The sequence below is a fragment of the Streptomyces sp. NPDC111744 genome (genome assembly GCF_055634995.1).
The window spans coordinates 24,603-42,429 of the sequence record NZ_JBVKCG010000007.1; the positions used below are offsets into that span (position 1 = coordinate 24,603).

Consider the following 17,827-nt stretch of genomic DNA (forward strand, 5'->3'; position numbering starts at 1 on the left):
GGCGGGGGGTTCGCTTACCGGCGCCGGCAGGTGCCGCTGCGCCCACCCGTGCCGCCCGAGCGGCACGACTGCCCGCAGTTACGTAGCCGGCACCTGCGCCCGCGGATGCGAAGGCGCAGCCACGACGTGCCCCGTCAGGGGCGCGGGGCTGTACCTGGTGGCGGCTGCCGCCGGGGGGGCGCGACCAGCCCCCGCGCGCCGCGGCCGAGCGACCCCCTGAGCCGCCCCTACTGGTCCGAAGAGAACCGCACCGCCCCCGCCGGGATCATCGCGTCGCACCACACCCGCGCGCCCTCCCTCAGCTCGTTGTCGGCGCCGACGGTCGCGCCGTCGCCGATCACCGTGCCCGTGAGGACCGCGCGTTCGCCGACGCGGGCCCGGTTGCCGATCAGGGAGTCGGTGATGACCGCGCCGGGTTCGATCACGGCGCCCGGCAGGATCGTCGAGCCGAAGACACGCGCGCCCTGCGCCACGAACGCGCCCTCGCCCACCACCGTGCCGCCCGTCAGCTTCGCGTCCGCCGCGACCCGTGCCGTGGGCAGGATCAGGCGGTCGCCGCAGCGGCCGGGGACCGCCGGGGAGGGGGCGCGGCCCAGGACCAGGTCCGCCGAGCCTCGGACGAAGGCCGCGGGCGTGCCCAGGTCCAGCCAGTACGTGGAGTCCACCATGCCCTGGAGATGGGCACCGGCCGACAGCAGCTCCGGGAAGGTCTCCCGCTCCACCGACACCGGGCGGCCCTGCGGGATCGTGTCGATGACCGAGCGGCGGAAGACGTACGCTCCCGCGTTGATCTGGTCGGTGACGATCTCCTCGGGGGTCTGCGGCTTCTCCAGGAAGGCGAGGACCCGCCCCGTCTCGTCGGTGGGGACGAGGCCGTACGCGCGCGGGTCGGTCACCTTGGTGAGGTGCAGGGACACGTCCGCGTCCGTCGACTCGTGCATCTCCACGAGCGCCCTGATGTCCAGGCCCGTGAGGATGTCGCCGTTGAAGATCAGGACGGGGTCGTCGGGGCCCGAGTGCAGCCGGGAGGCCACGTTGCGGATCGCGCCGCCCGTGCCGAGCGGTTCCTCCTCGGTGACGTACTCGATGTGCAGGCCGAGCGCCGCGCCGTCGCCGAAGTACGGCTCGAAGACCTCCGCCAGGTAGCTCGTCGCGAGGACGATGTGGTCCACGCCCGCCGCTCTGGCTCTGGCCAGCTGGTGCGTCAGGAACGGCACACCGGCCGCCGGGACCATCGGCTTGGGCGTGTGGACCGTGAGCGGGCGCAGCCGGGTGCCTTTGCCGCCGACCAGGAGGATCGCTTCTGTCACCTGTCGTCTCTGCTTCCTGCCGGGACCAGCCGAAATCTCTGTCGGCCGGCCAGTCTATGCAGACCGTGCGACGGCGCCTTCGACGGCCGCGCGGTGCCACGCGGCATGGGTGTGCGGTTTCCCCCGGCCGCCCCCGACGGCGTTGAACGCGGCCCCCGTGCTCAGCGTCCTTGAAGGCGCGCGGAGCTGGTCCGGGCCGAGCCGAGTTTGGCGTAGAGCTTCGCGCCGGGGCACTCGGTGGCGTACCCGTCCCTATGGCCGGAGATCACGTTCAGTCGTACGTTCTTCCCCTTTGGGTAGAGATTGCCACCTCCGGACTTCAGATATGTCTTTCCCTTCGGATTGGCGCCGAAGAGCCCGAGCTTCCATGCGGTGAGCTTGGCGATGGCGGTCACGGCGGCGGCGGACGGCTTGGACGAGCCGTATGTGCCGATCACCGCGATTCCCATGCTGTTGTTGTTGAAGCCCAGGGTGTGGGCGCCCCTGACGGCCTTCGCGACTCCCCCGGCGCGGCCCTCGTAGATGGTTCCGCACTTGTCGACGAGGAAGTTGTAGCCGATGTCCCGCCAGCCCATGCTCACCACGTGGTAGCGGTAGATACTGCGGATGACGGACGAGGCCTGGGAGCACTTGTAACCGTTGCCGGAGGCGGTGTGGTGGACGAAGGCCGCCTTGACCTTGCCCGTGTAGACGAAACCCTTCTCGCGCAGTGACTCGTCGGCGCCCCAGCCACGGCGCGTGACGATCCTCGGGCGCGGTCCGATGTACGGCTTCGCGCGCGGGACGCCGGTCAGCTGCTCCAGTTCGTCCTCGGTGGCCTGCCGGTCCAGGGCCGGGATCTCGGTGGCGCCGAAGGGCGCGAGGTCGGTGTTGACGGCCGCCGCCGCGTCGGCCTCGGTGCCGGTGCGGGGCACGTCGGCCGGCGGACCCTGGGGCGGGGTCTCCTCACCGGGGTCGACGAGTTCGAGGCGCAGGCCGGCCGGGAGCAGGTCGTGCCCGCCGGTGGGGGTGCTGCCGCGCGGGCCGGGATCGTCGTCGAGTTCGGCACGCACGCGTACGTCGACACCGTCCGAGTCGCCCACCCACAGGGGCGCGGTGCCGCCGTGCACATGACCCGAGTCGGCCTCCGCCGTGTCCGGGTCGGCGCCGTGGGCGTTGTGCGTCTCGACGTCCTGCCAGCCCGACCAGTGGCCGGTGGCGGCGGACCGGGTACGGACCTGGACCAGGCCGTGCAGTTCGGTTCCGGGGTTGTCCCAGCTGACGCCGACGAGCGAGAAGTCCTCCAGGTCGTCGCGGTACAGGCCCTGTTCGGGGGCCTGGCCGAGGACCCGATCGCGGGTGCGGGGGACGAGGGGCAGTGACCGGGTGCTGCCGGCGAGGGCCCCGGCCTCGTTGGAACGGCCGCTGGCCGTCGTGGTCCGCTCCGCCGGTGCGGCGGCCGCGGACGGCATGTTCAGCGCGGCCGCGGCGAGGGCGAGGGCCGCCGCGCAGGTGACGCCGATCGAGGAAGTCAGGAATCCACGCATGCCCCTGATCTTGAACATAGTCAGACATATATGTCCATTGCGGAACTGACGGCTCGTCGGGAACGATTGCGCCGAACCGGTGGCCCCGCCGGTCGGTCGGGGCGGCGGGCGCGGCGTACGCTTGCCCGGGTGAACGCCACCGATCGCACCCCTGCCGACCTGCTGCGTTCCGCGCTCGCCGCGGACCCCGGACGCCCCCTGGTGACCTTCTACGACGACGCCACGGGCGAACGCGTCGAACTGTCCGTGGCCACCTTCGCCAATTGGGTGGCCAAGACGGCGAATCTGCTGCAGGGCGACCTCGGCGCGGAACCGGGCGACCGGGTGGCCCTGCTGCTGCCCGCGCACTGGCAGACCGCCGTGTGGCTGCTGGCCTGCTCGTCGGTCGGGGTGGTCGCGGACGTGGCCGGGGACCCGGCAGCGGCCGACGTCGTCGTCAGCGGCCCGGACGCGCTGGAGGCGGCCCGGGCGTGCCGGGGTGAGCGGGTCGCGCTGGCGCTACGGCCGTTGGGCGGGCGTTTCCCGCAGCCGCCGGAGGGGTTCGCCGACTACGCGGTGGAGGTGCCGAGCCAGGGGGACCGGTTCGCTCCGTTCTCGCCCGTCGATCCGGAGGAGCCCGCGCTGATCGTGGCGGGCGCGGAGATGAGTGGGGCCGAGGTCGTGGAGCGGGCGCTCGGGGACGCACCGGGACTGGATCTGACCGGACCGGGGTCGCGACTGCTGTCCGGGCTGGGGTACGACACGTGGGAGGGACTGAGCGCGGGTCTGTACGCACCGCTCGCGGTAGGGGGATCCGTGGTGCTGTGCCGGCATCTGGAGGAGCTGGGCGAGGAAGGGATCGCCAAGCGGATCGAGAGTGAGCGGGTCACTGCTTCCGCTCGCTGAGGTCGTGGGGCACCGCTCACCCGTCCGGAGTAGTTACCGCCGCCTCCCGGCCCCACCCCGAGGCACTCTTGAGGAGTGACCGATGTCGGAGGGGCCACCGCCACCGGCGACGGCGTTGCCCGGCGTCGGCGGCGGCGTTGGCTGCGGGGTACGGCGCTTGCCGCCGGGTTTCTGGCCGCCGGCACCCTCGCCTGCGGCTGGGTGCTCTACGCCCGGCTCAGTGACAACATCACCCCCGACGAAGCGGCCGCCGCCGAGCTGGCCCGCTACGAGCGGGAGCGTCCCACGGCGCTGGTGCGGGGCGCGCAGAACATCCTCATCATCGGGTCGGACACCCGCACGGGGGACGGGAACCGCCGTTACGGCAGGGACCTGGGAACCGGGCGGTCCGACACCACGATCCTGCTGCATCTCGCCACCGACCGGCGCAGCGCCACCGCCGTGTCCCTGCCCCGGGATCTGATGGTGCACGTGCCCGGCTGTCTGCGGGGCGACGGCCGCCGCAGCGAGCCCAGGTTCACGCTGTTCAACTCGGCCTTCGAGGTGGGAGGTTCGGCCTGCACCATCCGTACCGTCGAGAAGCTCACGGACATCCGGATCGACCACCATGTCGTCGTCGACTTCAGCGGGTTCAAGGACATGGTCGACTCGGTCGACGGGGTGCAGGTCTGCCTGAAGCAGCCGATCAACGACAAGGCCGCCAAGCTGCGGCTGCCCGCCGGACGGGTCACCCTCGACGGAGAACAGGCGCTGGGGTACGTACGGGCGCGCAAGTCGCTCGGGAACGGCAGCGACACCGAGCGGATGGAGCGGCAGCAGCGGTTCCTGGGGGCACTCATCAACAAGGTGCAGGGCAGTGACGTACTGCTGAACCCGGCGAAGCTCTATCCCCTGCTCGACGCGGCGACCTCCGCCCTCACCACCGACCCCGAGCTGGCCAGTCTGCGTGGTTTGTACCAACTCGTCCGTGGGCTACGGAACATCCCCACCGCACATGTGCAGTTCCTCACCGTCCCGAGGGAGCCGTATGTGTACGACTCCAATCGTGACCAGCTCGTGGAGGACAGGGCGGACGCGCTTTTCGCGCTGCTGCGGGCCGACAAACCGGTGCCCGTCACCAAGGACAGCGCCGGCTCGGACGAGAAGGGCGCTCCCTCTTCCGGGAACTCCCCGGCGCCCGGGTTCCGCGGGAACACCGCCGCCGAGGACAGTTGCGCGTAAAGCACCAGCCAAGGCGGCGAACTTCCGTGCCGTTCATTGTCAGTTATATGAGATGGATTGCCCGGTTGTAGGGAAGACGAATTTGTCACTGGCGTCACTTGACGCTGAACTGGACGGATAGTGTGAGCCCTCCGGTGCACCCGGCCGCGAGGTCTGTCCTGGGGTCGCGCACTGTTAACCGTGACCGAGCGCCTTGGTGGGGGGAAGGCGCCGCGTGGCCCCGACGGAGGATTCGGACAACCGTGGACGCGCAAGGCCGTGGGCGGGCGGACGACATCGATCCCGCAGACCAGTGGGTGCTCAATCCGAACACCGGCGAATACGAACTGCGACTGGCACCTTCCGCACCGCAGTCGTCCGTTCCCGGACCGCGCAGACCGACTTCGTCACGCACCGACGCGGGCGGGACGCGGGAGACTCCGGGCCGGGAGACCGCGGGCCGGGAGATCCCCGGGCAGCGCAGGCGGCGGAGCGAGCCCGAGCCGGTGGGGCGGCGCTCACGGCGGCCGGTGAAGAAGAAGTCGAAGGCCAAGAAGGTGCTGCTGTGGACCGGCGGGTCGATGGCCTTCGTCCTGGTCGCCGTCTCGGCCGCCGGCTATCTGTACCTGAAGCACCTCAACGACAACATCACGTCCGTCTCCGACGACGGCGCGAGCACCGGGGGCTTCAGCAAGGACAAGGCGATCAACCTGCTGGTGATCGGCACCGACAAGCGCACCGGCGCGGGCAACGAGGGGTACGGCGACGCGGGCAGTGTCGGGCACGCCGACACCAACATCCTGCTGCACATCTCCAAGGACCGCTCCAACGCGACCGCGCTGAGCATCCCACGCGACCTGATCGTGGACATCCCGGACTGCCCGACCGAGCAGTCCGACGGCACCACCAAGGTCATCCCGGGCACCACCGGAGTCCGCTTCAACACCAGCCTCGGGCAGGACGGCCGTACCGCCAGCTGCACCGTGCGCACGGTGACGGAGCTGACCGGGATCAAGCCGGACAACTTCATGGTGGCGGACTTCAACGCGGTCAAGACGCTCACCGACGCGGTCGGCGGGGTCGAGGTCTGTCTCGCCAAGGACATCGACGACAAGCAGTCGCATCTGAAGCTGTCCAAGGGCACCCACAACATCTCCGGCGAGACCGCGCTGGCCTTCGTGCGCACCCGGCACTCGGTCGGCTTCGGGGGTGACCTCAGCCGGATCCAGCTCCAGCAGCAGTTCCTCAGCGCCCTGATGCGCAAGCTCAGCTCCAACTCGACGCTCACCAGCCCGACCAAGCTGCTGAAGCTGGCCGATGTCGGCACCAAGGCGCTGACCGTCGACTCCCAGCTGGACAACATCGGCAAGCTGAAGGACCTCGGTCTGGAGCTCGGCAAGCTCAACCCGAAGAACCTGACCTTCACCACCATCCCGGTCATCGACAACCCGGCCGAGAAGGTCAAGGCCACCGTCGTACTCAACAAGACCAAGGCCCCCCCGGTCTTCCAGGCCATCAAGGACGACGTCTCCTTCACCGACGTCAAGAAGAAGCAGGCGCAGGCCAGCAAGGACGCGGCGGCCGCGCGGCTGGAGGGCACCAGGTCGGCGGCCTCCGAGGTGCGGGTGCGGATCCTCAACGGCGGGGCCCCGGCCGGCAGCGCCCAGGAGACCCTCAGCTGGCTGCAGAACGAGGAGGGCGTCCTCAAGTCGGAGAACGCCGGCAACGCGGACGCCGCGCTCGGCAAGACCACGCTGGAGTACGCCCCCGACCAGGCCGCCCAGGCGCGCGAACTGGCCTCCCTCATGGGGCTGTCCGGTTCGGCGCTGAAGCCCGGCAAGAGCGTGACCAACTCCCAGGGGCTGCCCGCGATGACCCTGACGCTGGGCAAGGACTACCAGGGGGCGGGGGTGTCCCTCACCCCTCCGACCAAGGCGCCGGACGTGGACAGCAAGACCACCGCGGACAAGGTGACCTGCGCCAAGTAGCGACAAGTGGCGTGCGGGAGCGGGGAGTTGCGGGGAGTTGCCCCCTGACGACACCAAGTAACAGCGAATAAGCAGGTAACCCTATGGGTCCGTCACGCGTCTAACCGGGCGCGGGGCGGACCCGTGTGGTCCGTGGGGCGTCCGACGGGGGCGTCGGCGGCGGGCCGGTGCGCGGCATCGCGCAGGGTGGGGAGGGCAGGGAGTTGACGCAGAGCGATGTACGGGGGGAGGTGCCTGCGGTCGAGGACACGATGTCCCTCGCACCGAAGGCACCCGGGGCGCCGGACGGCGCCGACGGCGGGCGTCGCAAGGGCGACTCGAACGGCTCGAACGGCTCGAACGGCTCGAAGGGCTTGACTGCCTCGAACGGCGGCTCGAACGGCGGCCGGCGAAGACGCGGTCGGCGCGTGCTGCGCTGGTCGGCGACCGTGCTGTCGGTGGTGATCCTCGGTACGGCCGGTGCCGGGTACCTCTACTACGAGCACCTGAACGGCAACATCCACAAGGGCGAGCGCAGCAGCGGCGACTCCAAGGCACGGAAGACCGCGCCGAACACGGCCGGGCAGACGCCGATGAACATCCTGCTGATCGGCTCCGACAGCCGTAACTCCGCCGAGAACGTGAAGCTCGGCGGCAGCAAGGACAACGTCGGCAACCCGCCGCTCGGCGACGTCCAGATGCTCATCCACCTGTCCGCGGACCGCAAGAGCGCGTCGATGGTGAGCATCCCCCGGGACACCCGCGTCGACATCCCCAAGTGCACGGACCCGCACACCGGCAAGGTGTTCCCGGCGACCAACACCATCATCAACGAGTCGCTGGCCCGCGGCGGCGCCGGCTGCACGCTGGCCACCTGGGAGAACCTCACCGGGGTCTACATCGACCACTGGATGACGATCGACTTCGCCGGTGTGGTGAAGATGGCCGACGCCATCGGCGGGGTCGAGGTCTGCGTCAGGCAGAACGTGTGGGACCACCCGACGGCGGCGGTGCGCGGCGGCTCCGGACTGAAGCTGACCGCCGGTACCCACAAGGTGCAGGGCAAGCAGGCCCTGCAGTGGCTGCGCACCCGGCACGCCTGGGGCAGCGACCTGATGCGGGCCCGCGCCCAGCACATGTACCTCAACTCGATGATCCGGACGCTCAAGGGGCAGAACCTCTTCACCGACACCCCGCGTCTGATGAACCTGGCGGAGGCGGCCACCAACTCGCTGACGGTGTCCGAGGAGATCGGCACGGGCAAGGAGCTGTACGACCTGGCCATGCAGCTGAAGTCGGTGCCGACCAACCGCATCACCAGCGTGACCATGCCGAACGTGCCGGACCCGCAGAACGCCGACCACGTCGTGCCGGACGCCGCCAACGCCGACAAGATGTGGCAGATGCTCCGCGACGACGTGGCGTTCGACAAGAACGGCAAGAACGGCAAGAACGGCAAGGACTCGAACGGCTCGGGCGCGAAGAAGAAGAGCACGGCGACCAAGTCGCCTTCCGTCCCGGCCGACCGGCTCGGGGTACTGGTGCAGAACGCCACCGGCACCTCCACCGAGACCGCGGTCTCCGGCCGGGCCCGGGCGATGGCCACGGAACTCGCCCGCAAGGGCTACACCAGGGCGGCGGCCGACACCTCGACGGCCACCGACTCCGTGGAGAAGACGATCGTGGAGTATCCGAGCGCGGACATGCAGGGTGATGCCCAGGCGGTCGCCAAGGCGCTGGGGATCCCGGTCGGCCAGGTGAAGCAGACCACCGATGTGTCGGGAGTCACCCTCGTCGTCGGCGCCGACTGGCGCGACGGGACTACGTATCCCAAGCAGTCCGCGCCGAAGGCCGGTGAGCTGCCCGACAACTCCGACGCCATCAACGGCTCGGACACCAAGCAGTGCATGGACGTGTACGCGCCCTATCGGTGGTAGCCCGCACCTCCGGTCCCATACAAGGTCATTACAGGCGGCACGATCCCTTCACACACAGGACCGCACAGGTAAGCACAGGCAACTCCTAAACGACTGCATGACACTGCCGCCGTGCCCGGATGCCCGGGAGTCGGGTGTGGCGGCAGTGGCGAGTGGGAGGGCGGGCAGTTGGTGCGCGGCAATGTGCGAGGGGAGGTGTCCGACGTGGCCGTGGTCGATGACACGATGACCCTGACGCCCCAGGGCGATGGCGGTCGGCACGGCGGCGGACGGCGCAGAGGCGAGGCCGACGGTGACCGCAGGCGGCACAGACGCCGGGTGCTGCGCTGGTCGGCCTCGGTCGTGGCCCTGGCGATAGCCGGCACCGCCACCGCCGGATACCTCTACTACGAGCACCTCAACGGCAACATCAGGAAGGAGTCCCTGAACATCGGGGACTCCAAGGACCGCGCGGCCGCGTCCAAGGCGAACGCGGCCGGGCAGAAGCCCCTGAACATCCTGCTGATCGGCTCCGACGCCCGGGACACCGCCGAGAACCAGAAGCTGGGCGGCGCCAAGGACATCGGCACCGCCGCCCGCGCCGACGTCCAGATGCTGCTGCACGTCTCGGCCGACCGCACCAACATGTCGGTGGTGTCCATGCCCCGCGACACCCTGGTGGACATACCGAAGTGCACGGACGCCGACACCGGCAAGGTCTACGCGGCGACCGCCGACACCATGACCAACGCCTCCCTGGAGCGCGGCGGCCCCGGCTGCACGGTGGCCACCTGGGAGAAGCTCACCGACATCCATGTCGACCACTTCATGATGGTCGACTTCTCGGGTGTGGTGTCCATGGCGGACGCGATCGGCGGGGTTCCGGTGTGCGTGGCCGCCAACATCTACTCGCACACCTCCTCGGGGCACGGCTCGGGCCTGAAGCTGGAGAAGGGCACCACCTCCGTCAAGGGCAAGCAGGCCCTGCAGTGGCTGCGCACGCGGTACGGCTTCGAGGACGGCAGCGACATCGCCCGCACCAAGGCCCAGCACATGTACATGAACTCGATGGTCCGCCAGCTGCGCTCCAACGCGACCCTCAGCAACCCCGACAAGCTCCTCAAGCTCGCCGAGACGGCCACCAAGGCACTGACGGTGGACGACGGCCTCGGCACGGTCACCAAGCTCTACGACCTGAGCAAGGAGCTGAAGAAGGTCCCCACCAAACGCATCACCATGACGACCATGCCGTGGGTGTACTCCTCGGACGGCAACCGCGTCCTGCCCAAGCCCACCGACGCGGCCAAGCTGTGGCGGCTGGTCCGCGAGGACATCGCCCTCGACGGCAAGGACAAGAAAAAGAAGGCGACGGCCACGACGCCGGTCACCGACAAGGCGGCGGCCGACGACGAGATCGCCGTACAGGTGCAGAACGGCACCAGCGGCGGCACGCAGTCCGCCGTCACCGGCAGGGCCGCCGCGGTCACCGGGCTGCTGGTCGGCAAGGGCTTCACCAAGGCGGCGGCCGGCTCCTCGGCGCCGCTGAGCGAGGACCGGACGCTGGTGCGTTATCCGAGCGCCGACCTGGCGGGCGACGCCCAGCGGGTCGCGAAGGCGCTGGGCATCCCGACCGGCCAGGTGAAGAAGTCCACGGACGTCGACGGGGTCACGCTGGTCGTGGGCGCCGACTGGCGCTCGGGCACGAAGTACACCGCCGCCGACGACACCACCCCCGCCTCGGCGAGCGCCCTCAACGCCGCGGACACCAAGGCGTGCATGCACGTCGACCCGGACTACACCTGGTAGTCCGGGCCGCTCTCAGGCGGTGCTCAGCTAGAGGAAGGGCTGAGCACCGCGGGGCGGCGGGACGCGATGACCCGCTTCGCCAGGGACTTGGGGCTGGTCAGGAAGCCGTACCCCCACGACATGTGCATGGTGGCGAGGGCGAGCGGGATCTGGAGCCGGGCCCTGAGCGGCAGCCCCTTGCCGGCCGGGAGGGACCCGGCGGCGATCGCGGCGAGATAGCCGCCGGGGATCGCGAACCCGAACGGGGTGACCAGGGCGCCTACGGCGATCCCGGCCGCTATCGCGCACACCGCCGTCGGCGGGGCGAGATAGCGCAGGTTGATGGAGCCCTCGTGGTAGCGGGCGACGACGTGCCGCCAACGGCCGTAGTCCTTGTACTGCTTGGCGAGGGCCTTCACCGACGGCCGCGGCCGGTACGACACCTTCAGCTCCGGCGAGAACCAGATCAGGCCACCGGCCTCGCGGATCCGGAAGTTCAGCTCCCAGTCCTGGGCGCGGATGAACTCCTCGTTGTAGCCGCCCTGCTGCTCCAGCGCCTCGCGGCGGAAGACACCGAGATAGACGGTCTCGGCGGGGCCGGCCTCGCCGCCGGTGTGGAAGGCGGCGTTGCCGACGCCGATCTTCGAGGTCATGGCCGCCGCGACCGCGTGCTCCCAGGCGTTCTCGCCCTCGGCATGCATGATGCCGCCGACGTTCTGCGCGCCGGTCTCATCGAGCAGCCGTACGGCGGTGGCGATGTAGTTCGGCGAGAGCATGCCGTGGCCGTCGACGCGCACCACGATCGGATGCCGGGAGGCCTTGATCGCGGCGTTCAGCGCGGCCGGGGTGCGGCCGGTGGGGTTCGGGACGGTGTGCACACGCGCGTCTTCTGTCACGAGCTGAGCCGCGATCTCGTCCGTGCGGTCCGTGGACGGACCGAGGGCGATGACGACCTCCAGCTCGCCGGCGTACTCCTGCGCGAGGATCGCTTGGACGGCCCCGCGCAGATGCCGCTCCTCGTTGAGGACGGGCATGATCACAGAAACTGCGGGGTGCCGCACGTCGGGCTTGGCGTTCATAGGGGCCTCACGTTACCGCGAACGGGGGACACCGGTGCGCGCCGCCGGGGCCAAGCCGTGGGCTGAAGGTCGTATCGGCCTACGGTGCTCACGGATCCCACGTACGGCCCCGTCCGGAGGTGTCCTTTGCCCGCCAGCCCGCCCCGGTCCCCCGCCCGGCCCGCCCCGCCACAGCGCCGACCGCAGCCCACCCGTCAGGCCCCGCGGCCGCCGGTACGACCCACGAGGCCCCGGCGGCCGCGCTGGGCCATGCGGGCGGTGACCACACTCTCCGTGGTGGTGATGGCGTCGGCCGGGATCGGGCACTCGGTGATGGCCAGTCTGGACGCGGACATCGCCCGGGTCGACCCGTTCAAGGACATGAAGAACCGTCCGGCCCAGGGCCACGGCATGAACGTCCTGCTGGTCGGCACCGACGGCCGCGACAAGATCACGGAGCCGGAGCGACGCCGGTACCGGCTGGGCGGGGCGCCCTGCCACTGCACGGACACGATCATGATCGTGCACATCTCGGCGGACCGGGAGCGGGCGACGGTCGTCAGCCTGCCGCGCGACTCGTACGCCGAGGTACCGGCGCACACCGACGAGACGACGGGCCGGGCGCGCACCGCCCACCCCATCAAGCTGAACGCGGCCTACGCGGAGGGCGGCCCGCAGCTGACCGTCCGCACGGTCGAGGCCATGACCCATCTGAAGATCGACCACTACCTGGAGGTCGACTTCCTCACCTTCATGCGCACCGTCGACGTGCTCGGCGGGATCCGGATCTGCACGCCCCAGCCCCTGAAGGACTCCTACACCGGCCTCGACCTCTCCCCCGGCACCCACAGACTGAACGGCGGCCAGGCCCTGCAGTACGTCCGCGCCCGGCACGTCGACGCGGCGAGCGACCTCGGCCGGATGAAACGGCAGCAGCGGTTCCTGGCGGCGCTGATCGGTCGGGTGTCGTCATCGGGAGTGCTGCTCAACCCGATCAGGTTCCGGGACGTGACGCGGGCGGTGCTGGGCTCGGTGCGGGCCGACACGGGCTTCGGCACGGACGAGTTGCTGGACCTCGGCCGGGCGATGCGGAGCTTCTCCCCGTCCTCGTCCGAGTTCACCACCGTCCCCATCGGGCAGCTGGCGTACCCGGTGAAGGGCATCGGCTCGACGCTGAAGTGGGACCAGGCCAGGTCGGACCAGCTGTTCCGGTCCCTGCGCGAGGACAAGCCGCTGGCGCCGCCGGCACCCGAGCGGCCCGCCGGGCCGGCGCCGGTGACCGTGGAGGTGGCACCGGCACAGATCCATGTCCAGGTGGAGAACGGCACGGGTACGACGGGGCTCGCGCGGCGGATGGACGCGGCGCTGGCGGCGGCGGGGTTCGCGACGAACCGCCGGCCGGTGACCGCCGCCCGGCACGACGTGAAGCGGACGGTGATCTCCTTCGACCCCCGCTGGGACCGCTCGGCCCGCTCACTGGCGGCGGCCCTGCCGGGCAGCGAAGTGCGGGCGGTGAAGGGGATGGGCCCGGTGCTGCGGGTGACGGCCGGGGCGGACTTCAAGGGGCCCGCGAGCGTCCGGAAGGTACGGCCCGAAGATCCGGCGCCGCAGGGCGGAGCCTCTGTCATCAGGGGAGACGAGACGGTTTGCTGAGGGTCGTGTTTCGGCTGCGGGTGCGTGGGGGTTGTTCGCGCAGTTCCCCGCGCCCCTGAAAAACAGCGGCGCTGCACGAGCGCCCCTTCAGGGACGCGGGGCTGTGTCCAATGTGCGGCCACCGCCGCGTGGGCGCGACAAGCCCCCACCGGGCCGCAGCCGAAACACGACCCGGGGCGGCACCGCCCTAGTCCTCGAAGCCCTCCGCCACCCTGCGCTCGCGCAGCTCACGAATCTCCCGGCGCCGCGCCAGCCGGTGCGTCCGGCGGATCTGGGCCTCCTGATGACGCCGGCGGTCCTTGTCGGTCTCCGGTATCACCGGCGGCACCCGGCGCGGCTTGCCGTCGGCGTCCACCGCCGCGAAGACCAGGTAGGCCGAGCCAACCTGGGTGGCCGGAGCCGACTCGTTCCAGCGCTCGGCCAGGACCCGGACCCCCACCTCCATGGACGTTCGGCCGGTCCAGTTGACCTGCGCCTTGACATGAACCAGGTCACCTACGCGGACGGGCTCCAGGAACGCCATCTCGTCCATGGACGCGGTGACGGCGGGGCCGCCCGAGTGGCGCCCGGCGACCGCGCCCGCCGCGTCGTCGACGAGCTTCATGATCACACCGCCGTGCACCGTGCCGAGGAGGTTGGTGTCGTTGTGGGTCATGATGTGGCTCAGGGTGGTCCGGGACGCGGACGTCGGCTTGCCGGGAATATCGGACTCCGCCTCGGGGGCCTGGTCTGTCATGGCCCCTACCTTATGCCGAAGTGACAATCACGGAATTTGTGTCGGGTTCGCAACAGCGGTGCCCTGATTTCCCGACGGCCCTTGTAAGAGGTACGGGCGCTGCCTGCACACTGGGGCGCATGAACGAATGGCCCGAGGGACGGTCGGACGGCAACCGCGGCAACCGGTACGGACGCGGTAGCGCGAGCGCGCAGCCTGAGGGCGCCCGCGTGATGCGCCAGGTACGACGCGGGGAGCCGTCGGCGCCGCCGTACGGCGGCCCACAACAGGGGGGCGGCGGCTACGCCGGTGTCCCGCAGCAGCCGGCGTACGGCAACGGCTACGACGACGGCGCCGGATACGGCAACGGGTACGACAGCGGCTACAACACCGGCCACGTCTACGGCGGCGGCCCCGGGGGCGGGGGACCCGGCGGCACCCGTGAGCGCGGCCCGCGCCCGGCTCCGAACTGGCGCAAACGGATCAAGTGGACGGCGATCACGGTCGTGAGCGTGCTGATCGTCACATCCGTCGCGACCTACTTCTGGGCCGACTCCAAGCTGCACCGGGACGTCGACCTGTCGAAGGTCATCGACCGTCCCGCGGCCGGCGCCGGCACCAACTACCTGATCGTCGGTTCCGACAGCCGCAAGGGCATGTCGGACGCTGAGAAGAAGGCACTGCACACGGGGTCGGCCGAGGGCCAGCGCACGGACTCGATGATGATCCTGCACGTCGGCAGCAACGGCGACACGCTGGTCTCCCTCCCCCGGGACTCGGACGTGGAGATCCCCTCGTACAAGGGGTCGGCGTCCGGCAAGGTCTACCAGGGCACCGGCCGGCACACGAAGCTCAACGCGGCCTACGCCGAGGACGGCCCGACCCTTCTCGTGCGCACGGTCGAGTTCAACACCGGGCTGCACATAGACCACTACGTGGAGATCGGCTTCGCCGGCTTCGCGAACATCGTGGACGCGGTCGGCGGGGTCACGATCGACATCGACAAGGGCTTCAAGGACAAGTACTCGGGCGCCGACTTCAAGGCGGGCAAGCAGACCATGAACGGCGAGCAGGCCCTCGCCTTCGTCCGCACCCGGCACGCCTTCGCCGCGTCCGACCTGCAGCGCACCAAGAACCAGCAGAAGTTCCTGGCGGCGCTGGCCCACCAGGTGGCCACCCCCTCGACGATCCTGAACCCCTTCAAGCTCTACCCCACCCTCGGCGCGGGCCTGGACTCCCTCACCGTCGACAAGGACATGAGCCTGTGGAACCTGGCCTCGATGTTCTTCGCGATGAAGGACGTCAACGGCGGCAACGGCACCTCGATGAACATGCCGGTCTCCGGCTCCACGGGCGGCAACCTCGTCTGGGACAAGGCGAAGGTCAAGACCCTGGTCGACGAACTGAAGAACGACCAGAAGGTCACCGTCAGCGGCAACTAGGGGCGACTAGGCCGTCCCGGCGGCGAGCAGGGCCACATGGGGAAGGGCCAGGCGCCCTTCCCCGCCGGCGTACTCGGCGGCGAACCGCTCGTACTCCCGTCTGATCCGTACGACCGTCTCCGCGTCCTGCGAGGTCACCACCAGCCCGATGACGGCCACCCCGCCGACGGCCCCGCCCCACCACTCGTCGAGCCCGGCCCGGTGGTCCCACGGCCCGTTCGGCGCTGTCGAAGCTGTCCGTCATGAGGCCAGCGTGCCGGAGAATGGATCAAGGACACCCCGGCGGGGTGCCCTTGAAACAGGTCAGCGGGGTGTCACATGGACGCGCCCGCCATCGAGCGGCACATCTCGGCGCAGCGGCGACACGCGTCGGCGCAGCGCTTCATCTGCGGGTCTTCCGGCATGGACATACACGCCTCGGCGCACATGTCACAGGCCTTGGCGCACATCGCGCACATCTCGGCCGACAGGGGCGAGCGCCGCATCATCATGTCGGCGCACATCCGGGTCATCTCCGAGCAGTCCATCAGCGCGCGCATGATCCGCATGTGGGCCTGGCCACCGTCCATGGACATGCAGGAGCTCATGGTCTCCTCGCACATCGAGTGGGTGGCCATGCACGCGTTGACGCACTCCTGCATCTGCTTGCTCATGGCGGTCATGGGTCCGGTCTGGGTCATGGCTCCTCCAGGGAAGGGAGAGGGGCCCGAGGTAGGCCCCGCATGCTTCCGTTCCTAAGCCCGACCGACCGGTACCGCCATTCGAAATCCTGCGAGTGCACCGAGGAGTCGTGCGGCGCGGTGCGCTTCCGGTTCAGGGGACGGATGCCGAGCGCACCTCACCCGTCCTTTGCGCGGACCAGGAGAGAGATCGCGTCGTCGACGAGGGAGGCACCGTCCTCCGTGGAGATCCGGCGGGTGCTGACGAGGACCGCGATTCCCTGCATGACGGCGGCGAGGAGGAGTTGCAGCCGGTACGGGTCCTGTGGTTCGAGTTCTCCGGCCTTGGTGCCGCGGTCGATCAGATCGCGGATGGTCGCGAAGAGTCGTTCCGAGGCGACGCGCAGCCCCTCGGGGGCGTTGCCGTTCTTCGCGGTGAACATGAGGTCCAGGAGCGCGGTGTCGGTGACGGCGAAGCGCACGTACGCGGCCGCGGCGGCGCGGAGTCGTTGCTTGTAGTCGACTGCATCGGAGCCGACCGCCACTCCTACTTCATCGGCGAGGCGGTTGAAGCCTCGCTCCGCGAGCGCGTCCAGCAGTGCCTGCCGGTCGATGAAGTGGCTCCGAGGTGCGCCGTGGCTGACGCCGACCTGCCGTGCCAGCTCACGCAGCGACAGCGCGTCGATACCGTCCTCCCGCAAGGTTCGCTCCGCCTGGTCCAGCAGGGCGGCTCGCAGGTTCCCGTGATGGAAGGGCCTATGGTTCACCCCTTCATCCTACCGGAAACTAGACGTTGACTAGATAATAGGCAGTGCCTAGTCTGGCCGCCATGACTCCCAACCTGACCGGCAAGACGGTCATCGTGACGGGCGCGAACAGCGGAATCGGTCTCGCCACCGCCAAGGCACTCGCCGGGTACGGCGCGCATGTCGTGTTGGCGGTGCGCGACACGGCGAAGGGCGGGCGCGCCGCCGAAGCGGTGCCCGGCGACACAGAGGTGCGGCAACTGGATCTGGCCGACCTGGCATCGATACGCCGTTTCGCCGCCGACTGGCAGGGCCCGATCCATCTACTGATCAACAACGCGGGCGTCTCGGTCCCCGAGCTCGAGAGGACCACCGATGGGTTCGAGCTCGTGTTCGGAACCAATCATCTCGGCCCCTTCGCGCTGACGAACCTGCTCCTGCCCCACATCACCGGACGGGTGGTGTCGCTGGCCTCACAGGCCGAGCGAATGGGGCAGATCAACTTCGACGACCTCCACTGGGAGCACACCCCCTACAAACAGTCCAGCGCCTACGCGACGTCGAAGCTGGCGAACGTGCTGTTCTCGTCCGAGCTGCAACGTCGGCTGACCGCCGTCGGGTCCAGCGTGCTGGCGGTGGCGGCGCACCCAGGCCTCGTCGCGACGAACATCTACGACCGGTCGACGGGGCTGGTCACAAGGTTGATGGTCCGCCTGTTCGCGCAGGACCCCGAACAGGGCGCCTTGCCGGTGCTGTACGCCGCCACCGGCGACGTCCCCGGCGACAGCTTCACCGGACCAGAACACTGGATGCACATGCGCGACGGCGCCGAACTGATCGGCCGGTCCAAGGCCGCGCAGGACACGAGGCTTGCCCGCCGACTCTGGGACGCCTCGGAAAAGCTCACAGGCGTGTCGTTCGGCCTCTGACGGCGCGCCGATGGTGCACGAAACCGAAAAAGCCCC

The 17,827-nt window shown here is 69.9% G+C and carries 15 protein-coding genes; 8 read left to right on the forward strand and 7 right to left on the reverse strand.

The genetic code is table 11. From position 1 onward, the window contains the following. Window positions 1-227: 227 nt before the first annotated feature. Together manB and ACZ7OO_RS17500 are read right to left on the reverse strand one after the other, a co-directional pair. Window positions 228-1,310 (reverse strand): mannose-1-phosphate guanylyltransferase, encoded by a 1,083-nt coding sequence (gene manB / locus ACZ7OO_RS17495; protein ID WP_471505583.1) that lies wholly within the window; start codon window positions 1,308-1,310, stop codon window positions 228-230. A gap of 161 nt (window positions 1,311-1,471) precedes the next feature. Continuing rightward, window positions 1,472-2,854, reverse strand: a complete 1,383-nt coding sequence (locus tag ACZ7OO_RS17500; protein WP_471505584.1) for a peptidoglycan recognition protein family protein — start codon at window positions 2,852-2,854, stop codon at window positions 1,472-1,474. Between the two features lie 111 nt (window positions 2,855-2,965). On the opposite strand from ACZ7OO_RS17500, the gene ACZ7OO_RS17505 reads away from it, so the two are divergent. From ACZ7OO_RS17505 to ACZ7OO_RS17525, 5 genes are all read left to right on the forward strand, one after another. Further along, a complete protein-coding gene (locus tag ACZ7OO_RS17505; RefSeq protein WP_471505585.1) occupies window positions 2,966-3,721 on the forward strand; it encodes a TIGR03089 family protein in 756 nt (251 codons plus the stop codon). Window positions 3,722-3,796: 75 nt separating this feature from the next. Further along, complete coding sequence (locus ACZ7OO_RS17510; RefSeq protein ID WP_471505586.1) at window positions 3,797-4,942, forward strand: LCP family protein; 1,146 nt, start codon at window positions 3,797-3,799, stop codon at window positions 4,940-4,942. Between the two features lie 242 nt (window positions 4,943-5,184). After that, window positions 5,185-6,909, forward strand: coding sequence for an LCP family protein (locus tag ACZ7OO_RS17515; RefSeq protein ID WP_471505587.1), 1,725 nt, complete (start codon window positions 5,185-5,187; stop codon window positions 6,907-6,909). Window positions 6,910-7,112: 203 nt separating this feature from the next. After that, window positions 7,113-8,825: an LCP family protein gene (locus ACZ7OO_RS17520; RefSeq protein ID WP_471505588.1), complete on the forward strand. Its 1,713-nt coding sequence runs from the start codon at window positions 7,113-7,115 to the stop codon at window positions 8,823-8,825. Window positions 8,826-9,050: 225 nt separating this feature from the next. Then, window positions 9,051-10,610, forward strand: coding sequence for an LCP family protein (locus tag ACZ7OO_RS17525; RefSeq protein WP_471505961.1), 1,560 nt, complete (start codon window positions 9,051-9,053; stop codon window positions 10,608-10,610). Window positions 10,611-10,633: 23 nt separating this feature from the next. Here the strand turns inward: ACZ7OO_RS17525 and ACZ7OO_RS17530 are convergent, their stop codons facing one another. Next, window positions 10,634-11,668, reverse strand: coding sequence for a glycosyltransferase family 2 protein (locus ACZ7OO_RS17530; RefSeq protein WP_471505589.1), 1,035 nt, complete (start codon window positions 11,666-11,668; stop codon window positions 10,634-10,636). 126 nt (window positions 11,669-11,794) lie between these two features. On the opposite strand from ACZ7OO_RS17530, the gene ACZ7OO_RS17535 reads away from it, so the two are divergent. Then, complete coding sequence (locus ACZ7OO_RS17535) at window positions 11,795-13,300, forward strand: LCP family protein (protein ID WP_471505590.1); 1,506 nt, start codon at window positions 11,795-11,797, stop codon at window positions 13,298-13,300. Window positions 13,301-13,487: 187 nt separating this feature from the next. Here the strand turns inward: ACZ7OO_RS17535 and ACZ7OO_RS17540 are convergent, their stop codons facing one another. Then, window positions 13,488-14,036: an acyl-CoA thioesterase gene (locus ACZ7OO_RS17540; RefSeq protein ID WP_471505591.1), complete on the reverse strand. Its 549-nt coding sequence runs from the start codon at window positions 14,034-14,036 to the stop codon at window positions 13,488-13,490. A 119-nt stretch (window positions 14,037-14,155) separates the two neighbouring features. Here ACZ7OO_RS17540 and ACZ7OO_RS17545 point away from each other — a divergent pair, with 119 nt between their 5' ends. Then, window positions 14,156-15,457: an LCP family protein gene (locus ACZ7OO_RS17545; protein ID WP_471505592.1), complete on the forward strand. Its 1,302-nt coding sequence runs from the start codon at window positions 14,156-14,158 to the stop codon at window positions 15,455-15,457. A gap of 6 nt (window positions 15,458-15,463) precedes the next feature. Here the strand turns inward: ACZ7OO_RS17545 and ACZ7OO_RS17550 are convergent, their stop codons facing one another. The 3 genes from ACZ7OO_RS17550 to ACZ7OO_RS17560 all read right to left on the reverse strand — a co-directional run bounded on the left by ACZ7OO_RS17550 (window position 15,464) and on the right by ACZ7OO_RS17560 (window position 16,883). Then, window positions 15,464-15,616: a hypothetical protein gene (locus tag ACZ7OO_RS17550; protein WP_471505593.1), complete on the reverse strand. Its 153-nt coding sequence runs from the start codon at window positions 15,614-15,616 to the stop codon at window positions 15,464-15,466. A 155-nt stretch (window positions 15,617-15,771) separates the two neighbouring features. Next, the gene (locus ACZ7OO_RS17555) at window positions 15,772-16,137 is read right to left on the reverse strand and encodes a four-helix bundle copper-binding protein (RefSeq protein WP_471505594.1); all 366 of its coding nucleotides are present in this window, start codon (window positions 16,135-16,137) and stop codon (window positions 15,772-15,774) included. A 158-nt stretch (window positions 16,138-16,295) separates the two neighbouring features. Further along, window positions 16,296-16,883: a TetR/AcrR family transcriptional regulator gene (locus ACZ7OO_RS17560; RefSeq protein WP_471505595.1), complete on the reverse strand. Its 588-nt coding sequence runs from the start codon at window positions 16,881-16,883 to the stop codon at window positions 16,296-16,298. A 62-nt stretch (window positions 16,884-16,945) separates the two neighbouring features. Here ACZ7OO_RS17560 and ACZ7OO_RS17565 point away from each other — a divergent pair, with 62 nt between their 5' ends. Beyond that, window positions 16,946-17,791 carry an oxidoreductase gene (locus ACZ7OO_RS17565; RefSeq protein ID WP_471505596.1) on the forward strand — a complete coding sequence of 282 codons (846 nt, stop codon included), beginning with the start codon at window positions 16,946-16,948 and terminating at the stop codon, window positions 17,789-17,791. Window positions 17,792-17,827: the final 36 nt, after the last annotated feature.

What these genes read in the sequence shown, in the direction of transcription:
- ACZ7OO_RS17500 (WP_471505584.1), bottom strand. Translation starts at nt 2,854, where the DNA reads ATGTTCAAGATCAGGGGCATGCGTGGATTCCTGACTTCCTCGATCGGC.
- ACZ7OO_RS17525 (WP_471505961.1), top strand. Translation starts at nt 9,051, where the DNA reads ATGACCCTGACGCCCCAGGGCGATGGCGGTCGGCACGGCGGCGGACGG.
- ACZ7OO_RS17530 (WP_471505589.1), bottom strand. Translation starts at nt 11,668, where the DNA reads ATGAACGCCAAGCCCGACGTGCGGCACCCCGCAGTTTCTGTGATCATG.
- ACZ7OO_RS17540 (WP_471505591.1), bottom strand. Translation starts at nt 14,036, where the DNA reads ATGACAGACCAGGCCCCCGAGGCGGAGTCCGATATTCCCGGCAAGCCG.
- ACZ7OO_RS17545 (WP_471505592.1), top strand. Translation starts at nt 14,156, where the DNA reads ATGAACGAATGGCCCGAGGGACGGTCGGACGGCAACCGCGGCAACCGG.
- ACZ7OO_RS17555 (WP_471505594.1), bottom strand. Translation starts at nt 16,137, where the DNA reads ATGACCCAGACCGGACCCATGACCGCCATGAGCAAGCAGATGCAGGAG.
- ACZ7OO_RS17565 (WP_471505596.1), top strand. Translation starts at nt 16,946, where the DNA reads ATGACTCCCAACCTGACCGGCAAGACGGTCATCGTGACGGGCGCGAAC.